The organism is Streptococcus sp. ST14, from assembly GCF_046098195.1.
Lineage (GTDB): Bacteria > Bacillota > Bacilli > Lactobacillales > Streptococcaceae > Streptococcus.
In genome coordinates this window covers 87,130-106,995 of record NZ_JBJUSF010000005.1, presented here as the reverse complement: position 1 = coordinate 106,995, position 19,866 = coordinate 87,130, and the positions used below count along the sequence as shown (strand labels likewise).

Sequence of the window (19,866 nt, the reverse complement as noted above, 5' to 3'; positions counted from 1 at the left end):
ATCTCATTCAACGTCAATTTGAAGGCTCTAAAACAATGGAAAAGTGCTACACAGATGTGACAGAATTTGCCATTCCAGCAAGTACTCAAAAGCTTTACTTATCACCAGTTTTAGATGGCTTTAATAGCGAAATTATCGCCTATAATCTTTCAACTTCACCCAACTTAGAACAAGTAAAAACAATGTTGGAACAGGCATTCACAGAGAAACGCTACGAGAATACGATTCTCCATAGTGACCAAGGTTGGCAATACCAACACGATTCTTATCATCAGTTTCTTGAGGGTAAGGGAATTCAAGCATCCATGTCACGTAAGGGTAACAGCCCAGACAATGGTATGATGGAGTCCTTCTTTGGGATTTTGAAATCGGAAATGTTTTACGGTTATGAGAAGTCATTTCAGTCGCTTAAGCAATTGGAACAAGCCATTGTAGACTATATTGATTACTACAACAATAAACGAATTAAGGTAAAACTAAAAGGACTCAGTCCTGTGCAATACAGAACTAAATCCTTCGGATAAATTAATTGTCTAACTTTTTGGGGTCAGTACATTTCAAACTGGCGTTTTATTTTTTTGGATTTTGATGGGTTAGGTTCAATCCCCAAGGAACGAGATTTTCAGATTTATTTTTGATACGTGTGATATTATCCTTGTGACGAATGATAATCAAGCTAGCAAGTGCTAGGATAATCAAAATGAAGAGAGGGTCATAGCTGTTTAGGATAAAACCAAATAGTGGAAATAGGAGAACTCCGATAACGGCTGCGATAGAAGCAGTAACACTAGACAGTGAAATCATACTGCCTAGATAGAGGGTTCCAAAGAATACGATTGCTAGATAGAGACAGAAGACAGGCGCAAATCCGAAAATAACTCCAGCGCTTGTTGCGACAGCCTTGCCCCCTTTAAACCCTGCAAAGATAGGAAAGGTATGTCCAATTACGGCCAAAAGTCCAAAGACGAGAGGTGATACACCTTGTTGGTGGAAAAGAATAGGAAGTAGAGTAGCCAAGGTCCCTTTAAAGAAGTCAATCACAAAGGTTGCCATACCCGCTTTTTTACCTAAAATTCGGAAAGTATTGGTTGTTCCGGTGTTTCCAGAACCATGTTCACGCAGATTTGTTTGAAAGAAAACTTGTCCAATCCATAGACCAGACGGAATCGAACCTAGCAGATAAGCTAAAATTAATAATACAAATGTCATCATGTACCTATTATACCATGAAATGATATAGAAAGTCAGAGAATATCCTGTGAAATTGTGACAGCTGAATGGGAAAAACTTTGCAAAATCGCTAGAAAACCTGTAAAATAGAAAAGATGAACAAATAGGAGGTTCCTTGTGTCAAAAAAGGAAATCAATATTAATAACTACAATGATGACGCCATTCAGGTGCTAGAAGGGTTGGATGCGGTCCGTAAACGTCCAGGGATGTATATCGGATCGACCGACGGTGCTGGTCTCCATCACCTAGTCTGGGAAATTGTGGACAATGCTGTCGATGAAGCCTTGTCTGGATTTGGTGACCGCATTGATGTGACCATCAATAAAGACGGCAGTCTAACGGTTCAAGACCATGGTCGAGGGATGCCGACCGGGATGCACGCCATGGGAATTCCAACCGTTGAGGTTATCTTTACCATTCTCCATGCCGGAGGGAAATTCGGTCAAGGTGGCTATAAGACATCTGGAGGTCTCCACGGGGTGGGTTCTTCAGTCGTTAATGCCCTATCAAGCTGGTTAGAAGTTGAAATTACTCGTGACGGTACAGTCTACAAGCAACGTTTTGAAAATGGCGGGAAACCCGTCACAACCTTGAAGAAAATTGGTACAGCACCCAAGTCTAAGACAGGTACTAAAGTCACTTTCATGCCTGACGCGACGATTTTCTCTACGACTGACTTCAAATACAATACCATTTCAGAACGACTCAATGAGTCAGCCTTTCTCTTAAAAAATGTGACCTTGTCTCTGACAGACAAACGAACAGATGAAGCAATCGAATTTCATTATGAGAACGGGGTACAAGACTTTGTTTCTTACCTCAATGAAGACAAGGAAACCTTGACACCGGTTCTATACTTTGAAGGGGAAGAAAATGGTTTCCAAATAGAAGTAGCCCTCCAGTACAATGATGGATTTTCAGATAACATCTTGTCCTTTGTTAATAACGTTCGTACCAAGGATGGTGGAACGCACGAGACAGGACTCAAGTCCGCCATTACCAAGGTTATGAATGACTATGCGCGTAAGACGGGACTTCTCAAGGAAAAAGATAAAAACCTTGAAGGGTCGGACTACCGTGAGGGACTAGCAGCCGTTCTTTCTATTCTGGTTCCTGAAGAGCACCTTCAGTTTGAAGGACAGACTAAGGACAAACTAGGCAGTCCACTAGCTCGCCCGATTGTTGATAGCATTGTCGCAGAAAAATTAACTTTCTTCCTCATGGAAAATGGAGAACTAGCTTCCAATCTCATCCGCAAGGCTATCAAGGCTCGTGACGCTCGTGAAGCAGCACGTAAAGCGCGTGATGAGAGCCGAAATGGCAAAAAAAATAAAAAAGACAAGGGCTTGTTATCTGGAAAATTGACTCCAGCCCAGTCTAAAAACCCTGCCAAGAATGAACTCTACCTAGTTGAGGGGGACTCTGCGGGTGGTTCTGCCAAGCAAGGCCGTGACCGTAAGTTCCAGGCTATCTTGTCCCTTCGAGGTAAGGTTATTAATACAGCCAAGGCTAAGATGGCAGATATCCTCAAAAATGAAGAAATCAACACCATGATTTATACCATCGGTGCGGGAGTGGGTGCAGACTTCTCCCTTGAAGATGCCAACTATGACAAGATCATTATCATGACCGATGCCGATACCGACGGTGCCCATATTCAGACTCTTCTTTTAACATTCTTCTACCGTTACATGCGTCCGCTAGTTGAGGCAGGACATGTCTATATCGCCCTTCCGCCTCTTTACAAGATGTCCAAAGGCAAAGGCAAGAAAGAAGAAGTGGCCTACGCTTGGACGGACGGAGAGCTAGAAGAACTCCGTAAGCAGTTCGGTAAAGGGGCTACCCTCCAACGCTACAAAGGTCTTGGTGAGATGAATGCGGACCAACTTTGGGAAACAACTATGAATCCGGAAACTCGTACACTCATCCGTGTTACGATTGAAGACCTAGCCCGCGCAGAACGTCGCGTCAATGTCCTCATGGGTGACAAGGTTGAACCACGCCGTAAGTGGATTGAAGACAATGTCAAGTTTACGCTGGAGGAGAGTGGGGAGATGGTGTTTTAGGGGGAAGAATGTATGGATAAACAAAAATTGATATCTTTTTTCTTTGATTTTACTGGGATGGATTTGGACAAGCTTTTAGAGGGGCTGGGAATAGATGAAAAACTTGAAACCCAAAAAATTCAAAATGCAGTAAACGATTTTGAAAAATATATATTCAAGAGACATGCCGAAAATCCGAGTTATGATGGTATGGCCAAAGTCTGGAAGGAAAATCAAGTTTTTGAAGAGCTTATAAAAATTCGGTATACATTGAACAGTGAATATAAAGGTTATGAAGATTTCAAAAATCATCTCAAATCAATGTTTAGTAGTCAAGACTTTAATTCTGTTCTATTTTTTGAAGTGATGGATGAATTGAATAAACTCTTGATTGAAGAAGTTAAAAAAGCATCTAATTTTACAATAGCTGACATTGCTACTATGAATCATCTGATAGAAGCTAATCAAGTTGAGAATTCGAACTCTCAAAATAAAGAAGTAAGTGGAGGAGGAGAAAATCAAAATTTTGACAGTAAACAAGTAGAAGTTAATTCTAAAGATAAACCAATCCCCCATTTAGCTTCCTCAATTTTCTTTGAGAATAGATTTTATGAATCTTTTCCAGATTGTGATAATAAGAACTTTAAAGTATATAATGACCAAAAAGTAATAATTAATCGTTTAACCAATTTCTTTGAAGATTTCAATTATTTAGAAGTTTCACCTATCCGGAAGGTCAGAGGATCCTCTTATGAAGGTATATCTAGATTACAATTTGAAGACGGAAAAATACTTATGAGAATAGCTAATTCAACGTTATATTATGAAATAAAAATCAACAGATTGGTGGCTTTTAATTCTCCAGGGTATTGGAATAAGTTTATTATGATTGAGGTTGATGGAGATGTTCCAGCAAAGATAAGAGGGGATGCAGATGATTGCGAATCGAATAGTATTACTAAAGACTACGCTTATTCTGATGGTGATTATTATCCTATAACAAGTTATAATACTAAAAGATTTACTGAAAACGGTATGTTACAAACAATCGATGGAGAATTAAATGTAAGAACAAGATTTTTGAAGAAGCATAATTTTTTCATAGTGCCACGATTTCACCCATTAGCTTGTGACCAAGATTGTTATTATAAAGCTGAAGAAATTCTTGATGAGTTGCTTTCGTGTTGCGATGAAATGGCAGAACTGATTTTCTTAAAAGTTTCTAATTTATTGAAAACAACGAAAAGAACCAATAATGATTTCAGGGAAGATAGGTATGTATATTGTTATAGATAATGTCGTATAATGTGTTATCTTCTTCATGTGATTTTATTGTTCCTAATTTTTCTCATGTTTTTAATGACTAACAAGTTATTGTATCGAGAGAAAATATTTCTTTATGATTACTAACTTAGTAAATCAACTAATTGTTAGTGATTATTTAATATTTAGATCGGTTTATAGTACAAGGTGAAAAATTTTAATAGCTAGGTGAAAGAAAGTTATAAAGCTCATATCAAAAATAGGTTTAGAATTTGATAATGAAAGAACCTAGTAGATAGCCTACTTTATAGACATGTTTTTTCACAACACTCAAAAAAATAATAACTAATAAGGTATTAAAATGAGAACAGAAACAGAAATGCTCGATGTGATTTTACAGACTGCAAAAACTTTACAAGTTGAGGCTGTCGCCATGTCTGGTTCACGAACTGATACAAAAGCACCAAAAGATGAATTTCAGGATTACGACGTGGTTTATGTTGTGGATGACTTAGATACTCTAACAAGCAATCTTGCTTGGTTGGACCAGTTTGGCGCTCGTATCATTGAGCAGCATAATATCCTAGGCAACCGTCGTCTCTATCTCATGCTCTTTGAAGATGGCAACCGTATTGATTTGACTCTATGTCCTAAAGAGTATATCAAGGAGTGGGTAGAAAGCGAAGCGGATTTCACGGTGCTAGAGGACCCTAAGGGCTTATTTTCGCCTTATTCTCCAAATACTCAGCGTTACTGGACGAATCCAGCTAGTCAGACAGATTTCGAAAAAGCCTGCAATGAATTTTGGTGGGTATCAGCCTATGTGGTCAAGGGAATCTGTCGCGAGCAAGTCATTTATGCAACGGACCATCTTTACGGTATTTGCCAGCAAGAACTCTTGAAGGTCTTGGCTTGGCAGGTAGCAAGTGCTAGAGGAACTGTTGATATCGGCAAGAACTATAAATATCTCTTTAACTATCTACCTGCTGAGAAAGAGAAAGAATTCTCTGTTGTGCTTGATTTTTCAAGTATAGATAAAATCACTCAGTCTTTGTTTGCTACGATGCAACTTTTCCACCAAGAAGCTCATACTTTCTCTGTCAAGACTGGTTTTCCTTATGATAAAGAAACTGCAGAAAAAATGATTCGGTACGCTAAAGAGAGACTTAGACTCTAAATTTCGCTATGCAACTTTAGGTTCGCTGGTCTCATACACTATTTCAGCTAGCTATTACAAAAGAGAAAGGCAATCAGTCATGAAGCATAACAAACAGTCTATTACACTTCGTGAAGCACGCGAAAATGATAAAGAAATTTTTGTCGAACTGACATCTGCACTAAGCCGATTCAATAGGCAACACCATGATGAAAAATCAACATACGATGATTATTCGCAGGTTCTTGAAGCTATTAAAAGCCAGGCACTAAAAACATTTGAAAATAGAGATGATGGACGAACATACATTATTTTAGCTGAATATCATCAAGATATTGTAGGTTATGGCTTGGCAAGGGTATATGATGAAGACGCAACTGCGGATAATGGAACAGGTCAAATAGGACTGATTGATGAACTGTTTGTCAGCGCCTCTGTTAGAGGGAAAGGAATTGGGCATATGTTGTTGGACGACTGTATGGAGTGGCTGAAGAGAACTAATATCCAGCGTGTTAAACTTCATGCTTACTCGTGGAATGATAGTGCAAAGTGGATTTATGAGCGCAAGGGATTTAAAGCCTACGCTATTTCCTATGAAAAATGGCTAGAATAATAGATACAGTTAGTTATGAGAAACTAAAATCCCTAGACCTTTCATCTTTTCTCTATTTAAAACCTACTCTATATTCTTTGAAAGGAGTTGAACATGCTCTAGATACTGTGTAAAAAAATAAATTCTTTTGAGAGCTTACTTCAAGAATTTATCTTTACACTTGGTATTTTACGGGCTCTGTATCATATATGAGTAACATTCAAAACATGTCCCTTGAGGACATCATGGGAGAGCGATTTGGTCGCTACTCCAAGTACATTATTCAAGACCGGGCTTTGCCAGATATTCGTGATGGGTTGAAGCCGGTTCAGCGCCGTATTCTTTATTCTATGAATAAGGATAGCAATACTTTTGACAAGAGCTACCGTAAGTCGGCCAAGTCAGTCGGGAACATCATGGGGAATTTCCACCCACACGGGGATTTTTCTATCTATGATGCCATGGTTCGTATGTCACAGAACTGGAAAAATCGTGAGATTCTAGTTGAAATGCACGGTAATAACGGTTCTATGGACGGAGATCCTCCTGCGGCTATGCGTTATACTGAGGCACGTTTGTCTGAAATTGCAGGTTACCTTCTTCAGGATATCGAGAAAAATACAGTTCCTTTTGCATGGAACTTTGACGATACGGAGAAAGAACCAACGGTCTTGCCAGCAGCCTTTCCAAACCTCTTGGTCAATGGTTCGACTGGGATTTCGGCTGGTTATGCCACAGACATTCCTCCCCATAATTTAGCTGAGGTCATAGATGCTGCAGTTTACATGATTGACCACCCAACAGCCAAGGTGGACAAGCTCATGGAATTCTTGCCTGGACCAGATTTCCCGACAGGAGGGATTATTCAGGGTCGTGATGAAATTAAGAAGGCCTATGAAACTGGGAAAGGGCGTGTGGTCGTTCGATCTAAGACGAAGATTGAAAAGCTAAAAGGTGGTAAGGAACAAATCGTTATCACTGAAATTCCTTATGAAATCAATAAGGCTAATCTGGTCAAGAAAATCGATGATGTTCGTGTCAATAACAAGGTGGCTGGTATTGCTGAGGTTCGTGATGAGTCTGACCGTGACGGTCTTCGTATCGCTATTGAACTTAAGAAAGATGCAAATACCGAGCTCGTTCTTAACTATCTCTTCAAATACACCGACTTACAAATCAACTACAACTTTAACATGGTGGCGATTGACAATTTCACGCCTCGTCAGGTCGGGATTGTCCCAATCTTGTCTAGCTATATCGCCCACCGTCGTGAAGTGATTTTGGCGCGTTCTCGCTTTGACAAGGAAAAGGCTGAAAAACGTCTCCATATCGTGGAAGGTTTGATTCGCGTCATCTCTATTTTAGATGAAGTCATTGCCCTTATCCGTGCTTCTGAGAATAAGGCTGATGCCAAGGAAAACCTCAAAGTCAGCTATGAGTTTACAGAAGAGCAGGCTGAGGCCATCGTTACCTTGCAACTGTATCGCTTGACCAATACAGACGTGGTTGTCTTGCAAGAAGAAGAAGCAGAGCTTCGTGAAAAGATTGCCATGCTGGCGGCGATTATCGGTGATGAGCGGACTATGTACAATCTCATGAAGAAAGAGCTTCGTGAGGTTAAGAAGAAATTTGCGACTCCACGTTTGAGTTCTTTAGAAGATACGGTTAAAGTTATCGAGATTGATACAGCTAGTTTGATTGCCGAGGAAGATACTTATGTTAGCGTAACCAAGGCTGGTTACATCAAGCGTACTAGCCCACGTTCTTTTGTGGCATCCACTCTGGAAGAAATTGGCAAACGTGATGATGACCGTCTGATCTTTGTTCAATCTGCCAAGACAACCCAGCATCTCTTGATGTTCACGACTCTTGGGAATGTCATCTATCGACCAATCCACGAATTGGCAGATATTCGTTGGAAGGATATCGGAGAGCATCTGAGCCAGACCATTACCAACTTTGAAACTAATGAAGAAATCCTTTATGTAGAAATCGTGGATCAGTTTGATGATTCGACAACCTACTTTGCTGCAACTCGTCTTGGTCAAATCAAACGCGTAGAACGCAAAGAATTCTCTCCATGGCGAACCTACAAGTCTAAGTCAGTCAAGTATGCTAAGCTCAAAGACGAGACAGACCAGATTGTAGCAGTAGCTCCGATCAAACTGGATGATGTTCTCTTGATTAGTCAAAATGGTTACGCCCTTCGTTTCAATATCGAAGAGGTTCCGGTTGTCGGAGCCAAGGCTGCGGGTGTCAAGGCCATGAATTTGAAAGCTGACGATGTTTTACAAGCTGCCTTTATCTGTAACACTTCATCCTTCTACCTCTTGACCCAACGTGGTAGCTTGAAACGTGTCTCTTGTGAGGAAATTCCAGCGACTAGCCGTGCCAAACGAGGTCTACAAGTCTTGCGTGAGTTGAAAAACAAACCGCACCGTGTCTTCTTGGCTGGAGCAGTTGCAGAACAAGGATTCGTTGGTGATCTTTTTAGTACAGAAGTGGAAGAGAACGACCAAACACTGCTTGTTCAATCTAACAAGGGAACAATCTATGAAAGCCGATTGCAAGATTTGAACTTGTCAGAACGCACTAGCAACGGAAGCTTTATATCAGACACCATTTCAGATGAAGAAGTTTTTCATGCTTATCTCAAAGAAGTCTTTAAAGAGGACAAAACAAATTCGTAAAAAGAATCAGTCCAGAGGGCTGATTTCTTTATGTTGAAAAAATTTTCAGAAAATTACAAATAATACTTGAAATTTTACTAGAAAAGTGTAGAATAGAACACATAGTTTGAATAGTATAAAGGAGAAATACATGACAGTTGCAATTGATTGGGAAAACCTTGGATTTTCTTATATGAAATTACCTTATCGCTATATCGCTCATTACAAGAATGGTCAATGGGATCAAGGAGAATTGACAGAGGATGCGACCTTGCATATTTCAGAGTCTTCTCCAAGTCTCCACTATGGACAGCAAGCATTCGAGGGCTTGAAAGCCTATCGTACTAAGGATGGTAGTATTCAACTGTTCCGTCCTGATGAAAATGCCAAGCGTCTGCAACGTACCTGCGACCGTCTCTTGATGCCACAAGTTCCGACAGAAATGTTTGTAGAAGCTTGTAAAGCGGTTGTTCGTGCCAATGAAGATTATGTACCACCATACGGAACAGGTGGAACCCTCTATCTCCGTCCACTTTTGATTGGCGTTGGAGATATTATTGGGGTTAAACCAGCAGAAGAGTATATTTTCACTATCTTTGCCATGCCAGTTGGCAACTACTTTAAAGGTGGCTTGGTTCCAACTAATTTCTTGATTCAAGATGAATTTGACCGAGCAGCCCCACATGGTACAGGAGCTGCCAAGGTAGGCGGTAACTACGCTGCCAGTCTTCTACCAGGTAAAATGGCAAAATCACGTAATTTTTCAGATGTTATCTACCTAGATCCAGCTACCCATACCAAGATTGAGGAAGTCGGATCAGCCAACTTCTTTGGAATTACAGCGAACAGCGAATTTGTTACGCCATTGAGTCCATCCATCTTGCCATCTATTACCAAGTACTCTTTGCTTTATTTGGCAGAACACCGCTTGGGCTTGACTCCGATTGAAGGCGATGTCCCAATTGATAATTTGGAGCGTTTTGTAGAGGCAGGTGCCTGCGGTACAGCAGCGGTTATTTCGCCAATTGGAGGTATCCAACACGGCGATGATTTCCATGTTTTCTATAGTGAAACAGAAGTAGGTCCTGTAACACGTAAACTCTATGATGAATTGACTGGTATCCAATTTGGTGATGTAGAAGCGCCTGAAGGATGGATTGTCAAAGTGGACTAAATGACAGGAAATAAAGAAGAACTCCGTAGCAGTTGTAAGGACTGAAATGGAGTTTTTTCTTGCTAGTTTGAGCATTTTCTTGTACAATAGAAAAAGTGAAAAGAGGTAAAGTATGAGTAAAAAAGATAAGAAAATTGAAATCCAATTAACCGATGCAAAAGTGACTGTTGGAAAAGACAGCTATGAAGGTTACGTTTTGACGATTGGGAAAAAGGTTATTGGTGAAATTGCCGAATTAGATAACCAATTTGCCATCATAAAGAATGGAAATGTCGATAGTTTTTATAAAAAACTTGAAAAAGCTGTGGAAATTTTGATTGAAAACTATAATTTGACAAAATAATACTTGTTTTATTGAAAATTTCATGTTATAATAGTTCTCGTTAAACATTGGAGAGATAGCGAAGAGGCTAAACGTGGCGGACTGTAAATCCGCTCCTTCGGGTTCGGGGGTTCGAATCCCTCTCTCTCCATTTATCAATGGGGTATAGCCAAGCGGTAAGGCAAGGGACTTTGACTCCCTCATGCGTTGGTTCGAATCCAGCTACCCCAGTTCTTAGGTAATAAATTCAAGATAAAAAGAAAATATCTTAGGGTATTTTATTTTTATAATTGATAGACGTGAACGATATGAACATGTCCTTGCGGGTGCTTAGGAAAAAAATTATAAGTATGTCAAGTTTAGAAAAAACTTGATTGTTGGAGGATTTTTTAGATGAACGAATTTGAAGATTTGCTAAATAGCGTTAGCCAAGTTGAGCCTGGTGATGTTGTTAGTGCTGAAGTATTGACAGTTGATGCGACTCAAGCTAACGTTGCAATCTCTGGGACTGGTGTTGAAGGTGTCTTGACTCTTCGCGAATTGACAAACGATCGCGATGCAGATATCAATGACTTTGTGAAAGTAGGAGAAGTATTGGATGTTCTTGTACTTCGTCAAGTAGTTGGTAAAGATACTGATACAGTTACATACCTTGTATCTAAAAAACGCCTTGAAGCTCGCAAAGCATGGGACAAACTTGTAGGACGAGAAGAAGAAGTTGTTACTGTTAAAGGAACTCGTGCCGTTAAAGGTGGACTTTCAGTAGAATTTGAAGGCGTACGTGGATTTATCCCAGCTTCAATGTTGGACACTCGTTTCGTACGTAACACTGAGCGTTTCGTAGGTCAAGAATTTGATGCTAAAATCAAAGAAGTTGACGCTAAAGAGAACCGCTTCATCCTTTCACGTCGCGAAGTTGTTGAAGCAGCTACTGCAGCAGCTCGTGCTGAAGTATTCGGTAAATTGGCTGTTGGTGATGTCGTAACTGGTAAAGTTGCTCGTATCACAAGCTTTGGTGCTTTCATCGACCTTGGTGGTGTTGACGGATTGGTTCACTTGACTGAGTTGTCACACGAACGTAACGTTTCACCTAAATCAGTAGTAACTGTTGGTGAAGAAATCGAAGTGAAAATTCTTGATCTTAATGAAGAAGAAGGACGTGTATCACTTTCACTTAAAGCAACAACACCTGGACCATGGGATGGCGTTGAGCAAAAATTGGCTAAAGGTGATGTAGTAGAAGGAACAGTTAAACGTTTGACTGACTTCGGTGCATTTGTAGAAGTATTGCCAGGTATCGATGGACTTGTTCACGTATCACAAATTTCTCACAAACGTATCGAAAATCCAAAAGAAGCTCTTACTGTTGGTCAAGAAGTTACTGTTAAAGTCCTTGATGTTAACGCTGACGCAGAACGTGTATCACTTTCTATCAAAGCTCTTGAAGAACGTCCAGCTCAAGAAGAAGGACAAAAAGAAGAGAAACGCGCTGCTCGTCCACGTCGTCCAAAACGTCAAGAAAAACGTGATTTCGAACTTCCAGAAACACAAACAGGATTCTCAATGGCTGACTTGTTCGGTGATATCGAACTTTAATCAAATTGATAATCGCAAAATCCTTTGTTTAAAACAAGGGATTTTTCTTTTGTCTCTTTCTCATTTTTGATATAATAGTTCTATGTTAGATTCAGAAAAACAATCACAATATCAATTGTTAAATGAGGAACTTTCTTATTTACTTGAAGGTGAGACCAATGTTCTTGCCAATCTTTCAAATGCTAGTGCCCTCCTAAAATCTCGCTTTCCCAATACTGTATTTGCAGGTTTTTATCTGTTTGATGGAAGTGAGTTGGTTTTAGGTCCTTTTCAGGGTGGTGTTTCTTGTATTCGCATCCCGCTTGGAAAAGGCGTGTGTGGAGAAGCTGCTGAGTTTCAGGAGACTGTTTTAGTTGGCGATGTGAGCACCTATCCAAACTACATTTCTTGTGATAGTATGGCAAAGAGTGAAATCGTAGTTCCCATGCTTAAGAATGGTCGATTGCTGGGTGTTTTAGACCTAGATTCTTCACTTATTGATGATTACAATGCCATTGACCGTGATTACTTGGAACAATTTGTTGCTATTTTGCTTGAGAAGACAGAATGGGACTTTACAATGTTTGAGGAGAAAGCCTAATGTATCAAGCACTTTATCGAAAATATAGAAGCCAGACTTTTTCACAACTGGTAGGACAAGAGGTTGTGGCAAAAACTCTAAGACAAGCGGTTGAGCAGGAAAAAATTAGTCACGCTTATCTTTTCTCAGGTCCTCGTGGAACTGGTAAAACCAGTGTAGCTAAGATTTTTGCCAAAGCAATGAACTGTCCGAACCAAGTGGACGGTGAACCATGTAATAACTGTTATATCTGTCAGGCAGTGACAGAAGGTAGCCTAGAAGATGTTATCGAAATGGATGCGGCTTCGAATAATGGAGTTGATGAAATCCGAGAAATTCGGGATAAATCTACCTATGCTCCTAGTTTGGCACGTTATAAGGTCTATATCATAGACGAGGTTCATATGTTGTCTACTGGAGCTTTTAATGCGCTTTTGAAGACACTAGAAGAACCAACTCAAAACGTTGTCTTTATCTTGGCGACCACCGAATTGCACAAGATTCCAGCAACTATTTTATCGCGTGTCCAACGTTTTGAGTTTAAATCGATTCGAACGCAAGATATCACGGCACACATTCATCATATTTTAGAAAAAGAAAATATCAGTTCTGAGCCAGAGGCTGTGGAAATCATTGCTAGACGGGCTGAAGGTGGAATGCGGGATGCCTTGTCTATTCTGGATCAAGCCTTGAGTTTGACGCAAGGAAATGCTTTAACGACAGCTATTTCTGAGGAGATTACAGGCACTATTAGTCTATCAGCTCTAGATGACTATGTGGCTGCCTTGGCCCAACAGGAGGTCCCCAAAGCACTCGATTCTTTGAATCTTTTGTTTGAAAATGGCAAGAGCATGACTCGTTTTGTGACGGACCTCTTGCAGTATTTGCGGGATCTATTAGTTGTTCAGACAGGTGGCGAAAATACTCATCATAGTCCAGTTTTTATGGACAATCTAGCTCTTTCTCAGGAAAGTCTCTTTGAAATGATTCGAATAGCGACTGTGAGCTTGGCGGATATGAAAGCTAGCCTGCAACCTAAGATTTATGCTGAGATGATGACCATTCGTTTAGCTGAGATTAAGGCTGAACCAGTGCTTTCAGAAGCTGTCGAGAGTGAAATTTCTACACTAAGACAGGAGGTCGCTCGTCTCAAACAAGAACTTGCTAATGTTGGAACAGCTCCTAAACAAGTGGCGCCAGTCCCTAGCCGTCCAGCCACTTCCAAGACAGTCTATCGAGTAGACCGTAATAAGGTTCAGGCTATCCTACAAGAAGCTGTTGAAAATCCTGAATTGGCACGGCAAAACTTGATTCGCCTCCAGAATGCATGGGGAGAAGTGATCGAAAGCTTAGCTGGTCCTGATAAGGCTCTGCTTGTTGGTTCTCAACCAGTTGCGGCCAACGAACACCATGCTATTTTAGCTTTTGAATCTAATTTCAATGCAGGGCAAACCATGAAACGGGATAACCTCAATACCATGTTTGGCAATATTCTCAGTCAAGCGGCTGGATTTTCACCTGAAATCCTGGCAATTTCCCTAGAGGAATGGAAAGAGGTTCGTGCAGCATTTTCAGCTAGAAACAAGTCTTCTCAAGCAGATCAAGAGGCGGAAGAAGAGAGCCTGATTCCAGAGGGCTTTGAATTTCTGGCTGATAAAGTCATGGTCGAAGAAGACTAAAAGTGGATTTCATGGTACAATAATCCTATGACTAGACAACAATTTATCGTGATAGCACTATTTACTGCTGCTGAGACTTATTTTTTCAATGAAGCTTGGATGACGGGTCGCTATTTTATGGCAGCCTTTTGGGCCATTCTACTTTTTCGAAATTTTAGGTTAAGTTATGTAATGGGTAAAATAGTAGACGCCATTGATCAGCACCTAAACCGCAAGGATTAGTCACTAGCTTCTAAACAAAATCAAAGCCTTTTAGGCTTTTTTTTGTTATACTAGTAGAGTATATTTATGGACCTTTTCTTGTATTTTTTGAGAAATGTAAGTGATTTCTCTAAGGATAAAGGAAGTAGGCCAGAAAAAGAAAGGAACTATCATGTCAGTATTAGAGATCAAAGATCTTCACGTTGAGATTGAAGGAAAAGAAATTTTGAAGGGGGTCAATCTGACTCTGAAAACAGGAGAAATCGCAGCTATCATGGGACCAAATGGTACTGGTAAATCGACTCTTTCTGCCGCTATCATGGGGAACCCTAACTATGAAGTTACCAAAGGTGAGGTCTTGTTTGATGGCGTAAATATTCTTGAGTTGGAAGTGGACGAGCGTGCGCGTATGGGACTTTTCCTGGCTATGCAATACCCATCTGAAATTCCAGGAATTACCAACGCTGAATTTCTTCGTGCAGCTATGAATGCTGGTAAAGAAGATGATGAAAAGATTTCAGTTCGTGAGTTTATCACTAAACTAGACGAGAAAATGGAATTGCTCAACATGAAAGAAGAAATGGCAGAGCGTTACCTCAACGAAGGTTTCTCAGGTGGTGAGAAAAAACGTAATGAAATTCTTCAACTCTTGATGTTGGAACCAACTTTTGCCCTTTTGGATGAGATTGACTCAGGTCTTGATATTGATGCCCTTAAAGTTGTTTCTAAAGGTGTTAATGCCATGCGTGGTGAAGGCTTTGGTGCCATGATTATCACTCACTACCAACGTCTCTTGAACTACATCACACCAGACGTGGTACACGTGATGATGGAAGGTCGTGTGGTTCTTTCTGGTGGTCCAGAATTGGCTGCCCGTTTGGAACGTGAAGGATACGCAAAACTAGCTGAAGAACTTGGCTATGACTACAAGGAAGAATTGTAATTCCCTCGTATCTTTTAGGAGAAGTAAATGACTAAAGAGAATATTAAACTTTTTTCAGAAATGCACGCTGAACCAAGCTGGTTGGCTGACCTCCGTCAAAAAGCTTTTGATAAGATTGAGAGTTTGGAATTACCAGTTATTGAGCGTGTCAAATTTCACCGTTGGAATCTGGGAGATGGAACCATCACAGAAAGTGAACCTTCAGCAAATGTTCCTGACTTCACGGCTCTAGATAATCACTTGAAGTTGGTGCAAGTAGGAACGCAGACTGTTTTTGAACAAACTCCAGTTGAATTGGCTGAACAAGGAGTAGTCTTTACAGACTTTCACTCAGCTTTAGAAGAAATTCCAGAACTTATCGAGGAATTCTTCATGTCATCTGTTAAGTATGACGATGACAAGTTGGCAGCTTACCATACAGCTTACTTTAACAGTGGTGCTGTTCTCTACATTCCTGATAACGTTGAGATTACAGAGCCAATTGAAGGAATTTTCTACCAAGACAGTGATAGCGATGTGCCATTTAACAAGCATATTATGATTATCGCTGGTAAAAATTCTAAGATTAGTTATCTTGAACGTCTAGAGTCACGAGGTGAAGGTAGTGCCAAGGCAACTGCTAATATCACGGTTGAAGTGATTGCTCGTTCAGGTGCGCAAGTGAAATTTGCAGCGATTGACCGTTTAGGTGAAAATGTCACTGCCTATATTAGCCGTCGTGGTAAACTAGGCAACGATGCAAGCATTGACTGGGCAATCGGTGTCATGAACGAAGGAAATGTCGTTGCGGACTTTGATAGCGACTTGATTGGAAATGGTAGCCATGCTGACCTTAAAGTCGTAGCTCTTTCAAGTGGCCGTCAGGTGCAAGGGATTGACACTCGTGTGACTAACTACGGTTGCAACTCAATCGGAAATATCCTCCAACATGGGGTTATCCTTGAAAAAGCGACCTTGACTTTCAATGGTATTGGCCACATTATCAAGGGCGCCAAGGGAGCAGATGCGCAACAAGAAAGCCGTGTTCTCATGCTTTCAGACCAAGCGCGTTCAGATGCCAACCCAATTCTTTTGATTGATGAAAATGACGTAACTGCAGGTCACGCGGCTTCTATCGGTCAGGTGGATCCAGAAGATATGTACTACCTCATGAGCCGTGGTTTGGATAAGGCGACTGCTGAGCGTTTGGTTGTTCGCGGTTTCCTTGGCTCCGTAATTGTTGAGATTCCAGTCAAAGAAGTTCGTGAAGAAATGATTGCAACGATCGAAGAAAAATTGTCAAAACGCTAAGGGGAAGCCTATGTTAGATGTAGAAGCGATTCGCAAGGATTTTCCAATTTTAGACCAGATTGTCAACGATGAACCTCTGGTCTATCTGGACAATGCCGCGACGACACAAAAACCACTAGCAGTTCTGGAAACGATTAACCGCTATTATGAGCAGGACAATGCAAATGTTCATCGTGGTGTCCATACTTTGGCTGAGCGAGCAACAGCTTCTTATGAAGCTGCTCGTGAAACCATTCGTAAGTTTATCCATGCAGGCTCTACAAAGGAAGTTCTCTTTACCAGAGGAACGACAACCAGCCTTAACTGGGTGGCACGCTTCGCTGAGGAAATCCTGACTGAGGGAGACCAGGTCTTGATTTCTGTCATGGAACACCATTCCAATATCATTCCTTGGCAGGAGGTCTGTCGCAAGACTGGGGCAGAGCTTGTCTATGTTTATCTCAAGGACGGAGCTCTGGATATGGATGACTTGCGAGCTAAATTGACTGATAAAGTCAAGTTTGTCTCCCTAGCTCACGCCTCAAATGTTCTTGGTGTGGTCAATTCAATCAAGGAAATCACGCAATTGGCCCACCAAGTTGGAGCTATCATGGTGGTGGATGGCGCTCAGTCTACGCCCCATATGAAGATTGATGTCCAGGACTTGGATGTGGACTTCTTTGCTTTTTCAGGTCACAAGATGGCTGGACCAACTGGTATTGGTGTTCTTTACGGTAAAGAAAAGTATCTGGAACAAATGTCACCAGTTGAGTTTGGTGGCGAGATGATTGATTTCGTCTATGAGCAATCTGCTAGTTGGAAGGAATTGCCTTGGAAATTTGAGGCTGGAACGCCAAATATGGCAGGTGCTATCGGACTTGCTGCAGCAGTGGATTATCTGGAAAAGATTGGTATGGATGCCATTGAATCTCATGAACAGGAATTGATTGCATACGTCTTTCCAAAATTGCAGGAAATTGAAGGGTTAACCATTTATGGTTCGCAAGACCTGGCTCAACGTTCAGGTGTCATTGCCTTTAACCTAGGGGATCTTCATCCCCATGACCTAGCTACAGCACTTGATTATGAAGGGGTGGCTGTTCGCGCTGGTCACCATTGCGCCCAACCTTTGCTTCAGTATTTGGAAGTCCCAGCAACAGCTCGTGTAAGTTTTTATATCTACAATACCAAGGCAGATTGTGACAAACTAGTCGATGCCCTACAAAAGACAAAGGAGTTTTTCAATGGCACTTTCTAAACTAGATAGCCTTTATATGGCAGTGGTGGCAGACCATTCGAAAAATCCACATCACCAAGGAAAGTTAGAAGATGCTGAACAAATCAGTCTCAACAATCCAACCTGTGGGGATGTCATCAACCTCTCTGTTAAGTTTGATGCAGATGATCGTTTAGAAGATATCGCTTTTCTAAATTCAGGTTGTACCATTTCAACCGCCTCTGCTAGTATGATGACAGATGCAGTCTTAGGAAAGACCAAGCAAGAAATCCTAGAACTTGCGACCATTTTTTCAGAAATGGTTCAAGGTCAAAAAGATGAGCGTCAAGGCCAACTTGGAGACGCGGCTTTCTTATCAGGTGTTGCCAAATTCCCACAACGGATTAAGTGTGCGACTCTAGCTTGGAACGCCCTCAAGAAAACAATTGAAAATCAAGAAAAACAGTAAGACAAGTTTCTTTTGTCTTACGAATCAGTAGAAATGAAGAATGAAAGAAAGGATATTATGGCTGAAGAAAGAGTAGAACCAAAACCAATTGATCTTGGTGAATATAAATTTGGTTTCCATGATGATGTAGAGCCTGTCCTATCGACAGGAAAAGGATTGAACGAAGATGTCATTCGTGAACTATCAGCTGCTAAGGGAGAACCTGAGTGGATGTTAGAATTCCGTTTGAAGTCTTATGAAACCTTTAAAAAAATGCCCATGCAAACTTGGGGAGCGGACTTGTCAGAGATTGACTTTGATGACTTGATTTACTATCAAAAACCATCTGATAAACCAGCCCGTTCATGGGATGAAGTTCCTGAAAAAATCAAAGAAACCTTTGAGCGTATCGGGATTCCAGAAGCTGAACGTGCTTATCTAGCAGGTGCCTCTGCCCAGTATGAGTCAGAAGTGGTTTATCACAACATGAAGGAAGAGTTCCAAAAATTGGGTATTATCTTTACAGATACGGATTCTGCCCTCAAAGAATACCCAGACTTGTTTAAACAATACTTTGCGAAGTTGGTACCGCCGACAGATAACAAGTTGGCTGCCCTCAACTCAGCTGTATGGTCAGGTGGAACCTTTATCTACGTACCAAAAGGTGTTAAGGTAGATATCCCACTTCAAACTTACTTCCGTATCAACAACGAAAATACAGGTCAGTTTGAACGTACCTTGATTATCGTTGATGAGGGAGCAAGTGTCCACTATGTAGAAGGATGTACAGCACCAACATATTCAAGTAATAGCCTGCATGCGGCCATTGTAGAAATCTTTGCCTTGGACGGAGCTTACATGCGTTATACAACCATCCAAAACTGGTCTGATAATGTCTATAACTTGGTAACGAAACGTGCTAAAGCCTTGAAAGATGCGACAGTTGAGTGGATTGATGGAAACTTAGGTGCCAAAACAACCATGAAATACCCATCTGTTTACCTAGATGGAGAAGGGGCGCGTGGTACTATGCTCTCTATCGCCTTTGCCAATGCAGGGCAACACCAAGACACGGGTGCCAAGATGATCCACAACGCTCCACACACAAGCTCCTCTATCGTGTCCAAATCCATCGCGAAAGGCGGAGGAAAGGTGGACTACCGTGGACAAGTAACCTTTAACAAGAACTCTAAGAAATCTGTTTCTCATATCGAGTGTGATACCATTATCATGGATGACTTATCAGCGTCAGATACCATTCCTTTTAATGAAATTCACAACTCGCAAGTTGCTTTGGAGCACGAAGCCAAAGTATCTAAGATTTCAGAGGAACAACTCTATTACCTCATGAGTCGTGGATTGTCAGAATCTGAGGCAACAGAGATGATCGTTATGGGGTTTGTCGAACCCTTCACAAAAGAACTTCCAATGGAATACGCAGTTGAGCTGAACCGCTTGATTAGTTATGAAATGGAAGGTTCAGTCGGATAAGGCCAAAAAGGA

18 protein-coding genes and 2 tRNA genes are annotated in these 19,866 nt (G+C 41.0%); 19 read left to right on the top strand and 1 reads right to left on the bottom strand.

The genetic code is table 11. The features are described 5' to 3' along the window. On the top strand, positions 1-524 hold a 524-nt coding region (locus tag ACIY19_RS03015), incomplete at its 5' end, for an IS3 family transposase (protein ID WP_409002663.1). 46 nt (positions 525-570) lie between these two features. Here ACIY19_RS03015 and plsY read toward each other — a convergent pair. Then, on the bottom strand, positions 571-1,212 hold the full coding sequence (gene plsY / locus ACIY19_RS03010) for a glycerol-3-phosphate 1-O-acyltransferase PlsY (protein ID WP_409002662.1): 642 nt from the start codon (positions 1,210-1,212) through the stop codon (positions 571-573). Positions 1,213-1,347: 135 nt separating this feature from the next. On the opposite strand from plsY, the gene parE reads away from it, so the two are divergent. The 18 genes from parE to sufB all read left to right on the top strand — a co-directional run bounded on the left by parE (position 1,348) and on the right by sufB (position 19,854). Continuing rightward, entirely contained in the window at positions 1,348-3,297 is a 1,950-nt protein-coding gene (gene parE, locus ACIY19_RS03005) for a DNA topoisomerase IV subunit B (RefSeq protein WP_409002661.1), read from the top strand. 12 nt (positions 3,298-3,309) lie between these two features. After that, positions 3,310-4,572: a hypothetical protein gene (locus ACIY19_RS03000; protein WP_049479700.1), complete on the top strand. Its 1,263-nt coding sequence runs from the start codon at positions 3,310-3,312 to the stop codon at positions 4,570-4,572. Between the two features lie 328 nt (positions 4,573-4,900). Continuing rightward, positions 4,901-5,716: an aminoglycoside 6-adenylyltransferase gene (locus ACIY19_RS02995; protein WP_049520709.1), complete on the top strand. Its 816-nt coding sequence runs from the start codon at positions 4,901-4,903 to the stop codon at positions 5,714-5,716. A 79-nt stretch (positions 5,717-5,795) separates the two neighbouring features. Next, complete coding sequence (locus ACIY19_RS02990; protein ID WP_049479702.1) at positions 5,796-6,308, top strand: GNAT family N-acetyltransferase; 513 nt, start codon at positions 5,796-5,798, stop codon at positions 6,306-6,308. 188 nt (positions 6,309-6,496) lie between these two features. Further along, positions 6,497-8,977 carry a DNA topoisomerase IV subunit A gene (gene parC, locus ACIY19_RS02985; protein WP_409002660.1) on the top strand — a complete coding sequence of 827 codons (2,481 nt, stop codon included), beginning with the start codon at positions 6,497-6,499 and terminating at the stop codon, positions 8,975-8,977. A 115-nt stretch (positions 8,978-9,092) separates the two neighbouring features. Next, positions 9,093-10,130, top strand: coding sequence for a branched-chain amino acid aminotransferase (locus tag ACIY19_RS02980; RefSeq protein ID WP_409002666.1), 1,038 nt, complete (start codon positions 9,093-9,095; stop codon positions 10,128-10,130). A 112-nt stretch (positions 10,131-10,242) separates the two neighbouring features. Continuing rightward, a complete protein-coding gene (locus ACIY19_RS02975) occupies positions 10,243-10,473 on the top strand; it encodes a DUF2969 domain-containing protein (RefSeq protein WP_000037105.1) in 231 nt (76 codons plus the stop codon). Between the two features lie 49 nt (positions 10,474-10,522). Beyond that, positions 10,523-10,603: transfer RNA gene (locus ACIY19_RS02970), tRNA-Tyr, on the top strand. An 8-nt stretch (positions 10,604-10,611) separates the two neighbouring features. Further along, positions 10,612-10,683 (top strand) — tRNA-Gln (locus ACIY19_RS02965). A gap of 162 nt (positions 10,684-10,845) precedes the next feature. Next, positions 10,846-12,048 (top strand): 30S ribosomal protein S1, encoded by a 1,203-nt coding sequence (rpsA, locus tag ACIY19_RS02960; RefSeq protein WP_001001616.1) that lies wholly within the window; start codon positions 10,846-10,848, stop codon positions 12,046-12,048. Between the two features lie 82 nt (positions 12,049-12,130). Beyond that, positions 12,131-12,628, top strand: coding sequence for a GAF domain-containing protein (locus ACIY19_RS02955; protein WP_049478146.1), 498 nt, complete (start codon positions 12,131-12,133; stop codon positions 12,626-12,628). Continuing rightward, on the top strand, positions 12,628-14,286 hold the full coding sequence (gene dnaX, locus ACIY19_RS02950) for a DNA polymerase III subunit gamma/tau (RefSeq protein WP_409002659.1): 1,659 nt from the start codon (positions 12,628-12,630) through the stop codon (positions 14,284-14,286). Before ACIY19_RS02955 ends, dnaX begins: the two co-directional genes overlap by 1 nt. A 27-nt stretch (positions 14,287-14,313) precedes the next feature. Further along, positions 14,314-14,508: a DUF3272 family protein gene (locus ACIY19_RS02945; RefSeq protein WP_000198269.1), complete on the top strand. Its 195-nt coding sequence runs from the start codon at positions 14,314-14,316 to the stop codon at positions 14,506-14,508. A 151-nt stretch (positions 14,509-14,659) separates the two neighbouring features. Continuing rightward, a complete protein-coding gene (gene sufC / locus ACIY19_RS02940; RefSeq protein ID WP_000114489.1) occupies positions 14,660-15,430 on the top strand; it encodes a Fe-S cluster assembly ATPase SufC in 771 nt (256 codons plus the stop codon). 27 nt (positions 15,431-15,457) lie between these two features. After that, positions 15,458-16,720, top strand: a complete 1,263-nt coding sequence (gene sufD / locus ACIY19_RS02935; RefSeq protein WP_409002658.1) for a Fe-S cluster assembly protein SufD — start codon at positions 15,458-15,460, stop codon at positions 16,718-16,720. 10 nt (positions 16,721-16,730) lie between these two features. Beyond that, on the top strand, positions 16,731-17,957 hold the full coding sequence (locus tag ACIY19_RS02930) for a cysteine desulfurase (RefSeq protein ID WP_409002657.1): 1,227 nt from the start codon (positions 16,731-16,733) through the stop codon (positions 17,955-17,957). After that, entirely contained in the window at positions 17,944-18,384 is a 441-nt protein-coding gene (gene sufU / locus ACIY19_RS02925) for a Fe-S cluster assembly sulfur transfer protein SufU (RefSeq protein ID WP_001218468.1), read from the top strand. Before ACIY19_RS02930 ends, sufU begins: the two co-directional genes overlap by 14 nt. Positions 18,385-18,441: 57 nt before the next feature. Beyond that, positions 18,442-19,854, top strand: coding sequence for a Fe-S cluster assembly protein SufB (sufB, locus tag ACIY19_RS02920; RefSeq protein ID WP_000797053.1), 1,413 nt, complete (start codon positions 18,442-18,444; stop codon positions 19,852-19,854). Positions 19,855-19,866 lie beyond the last annotated feature (12 nt).

Coding starts and splice junctions, on each gene's coding strand:
- ACIY19_RS02990 (WP_049479702.1), top strand. CDS start 5,796: ATGAAGCATAACAAACAGTCTATTACACTTCGTGAAGCACGCGAAAAT.
- rpsA (WP_001001616.1), top strand. CDS start 10,846: ATGAACGAATTTGAAGATTTGCTAAATAGCGTTAGCCAAGTTGAGCCT.
- ACIY19_RS02975 (WP_000037105.1), top strand. CDS start 10,243: ATGAGTAAAAAAGATAAGAAAATTGAAATCCAATTAACCGATGCAAAA.
- sufC (WP_000114489.1), top strand. CDS start 14,660: ATGTCAGTATTAGAGATCAAAGATCTTCACGTTGAGATTGAAGGAAAA.
- dnaX (WP_409002659.1), top strand. CDS start 12,628: ATGTATCAAGCACTTTATCGAAAATATAGAAGCCAGACTTTTTCACAA.
- ACIY19_RS02930 (WP_409002657.1), top strand. CDS start 16,731: ATGTTAGATGTAGAAGCGATTCGCAAGGATTTTCCAATTTTAGACCAG.
- sufD (WP_409002658.1), top strand. CDS start 15,458: ATGACTAAAGAGAATATTAAACTTTTTTCAGAAATGCACGCTGAACCA.
- ACIY19_RS02955 (WP_049478146.1), top strand. CDS start 12,131: ATGTTAGATTCAGAAAAACAATCACAATATCAATTGTTAAATGAGGAA.
- parC (WP_409002660.1), top strand. CDS start 6,497: ATGAGTAACATTCAAAACATGTCCCTTGAGGACATCATGGGAGAGCGA.
- ACIY19_RS02995 (WP_049520709.1), top strand. CDS start 4,901: ATGAGAACAGAAACAGAAATGCTCGATGTGATTTTACAGACTGCAAAA.
- ACIY19_RS02945 (WP_000198269.1), top strand. CDS start 14,314: ATGACTAGACAACAATTTATCGTGATAGCACTATTTACTGCTGCTGAG.
- sufB (WP_000797053.1), top strand. CDS start 18,442: ATGGCTGAAGAAAGAGTAGAACCAAAACCAATTGATCTTGGTGAATAT.
- sufU (WP_001218468.1), top strand. CDS start 17,944: ATGGCACTTTCTAAACTAGATAGCCTTTATATGGCAGTGGTGGCAGAC.
- ACIY19_RS03000 (WP_049479700.1), top strand. CDS start 3,310: ATGGATAAACAAAAATTGATATCTTTTTTCTTTGATTTTACTGGGATG.
- plsY (WP_409002662.1), bottom strand. CDS start 1,212: ATGATGACATTTGTATTATTAATTTTAGCTTATCTGCTAGGTTCGATT.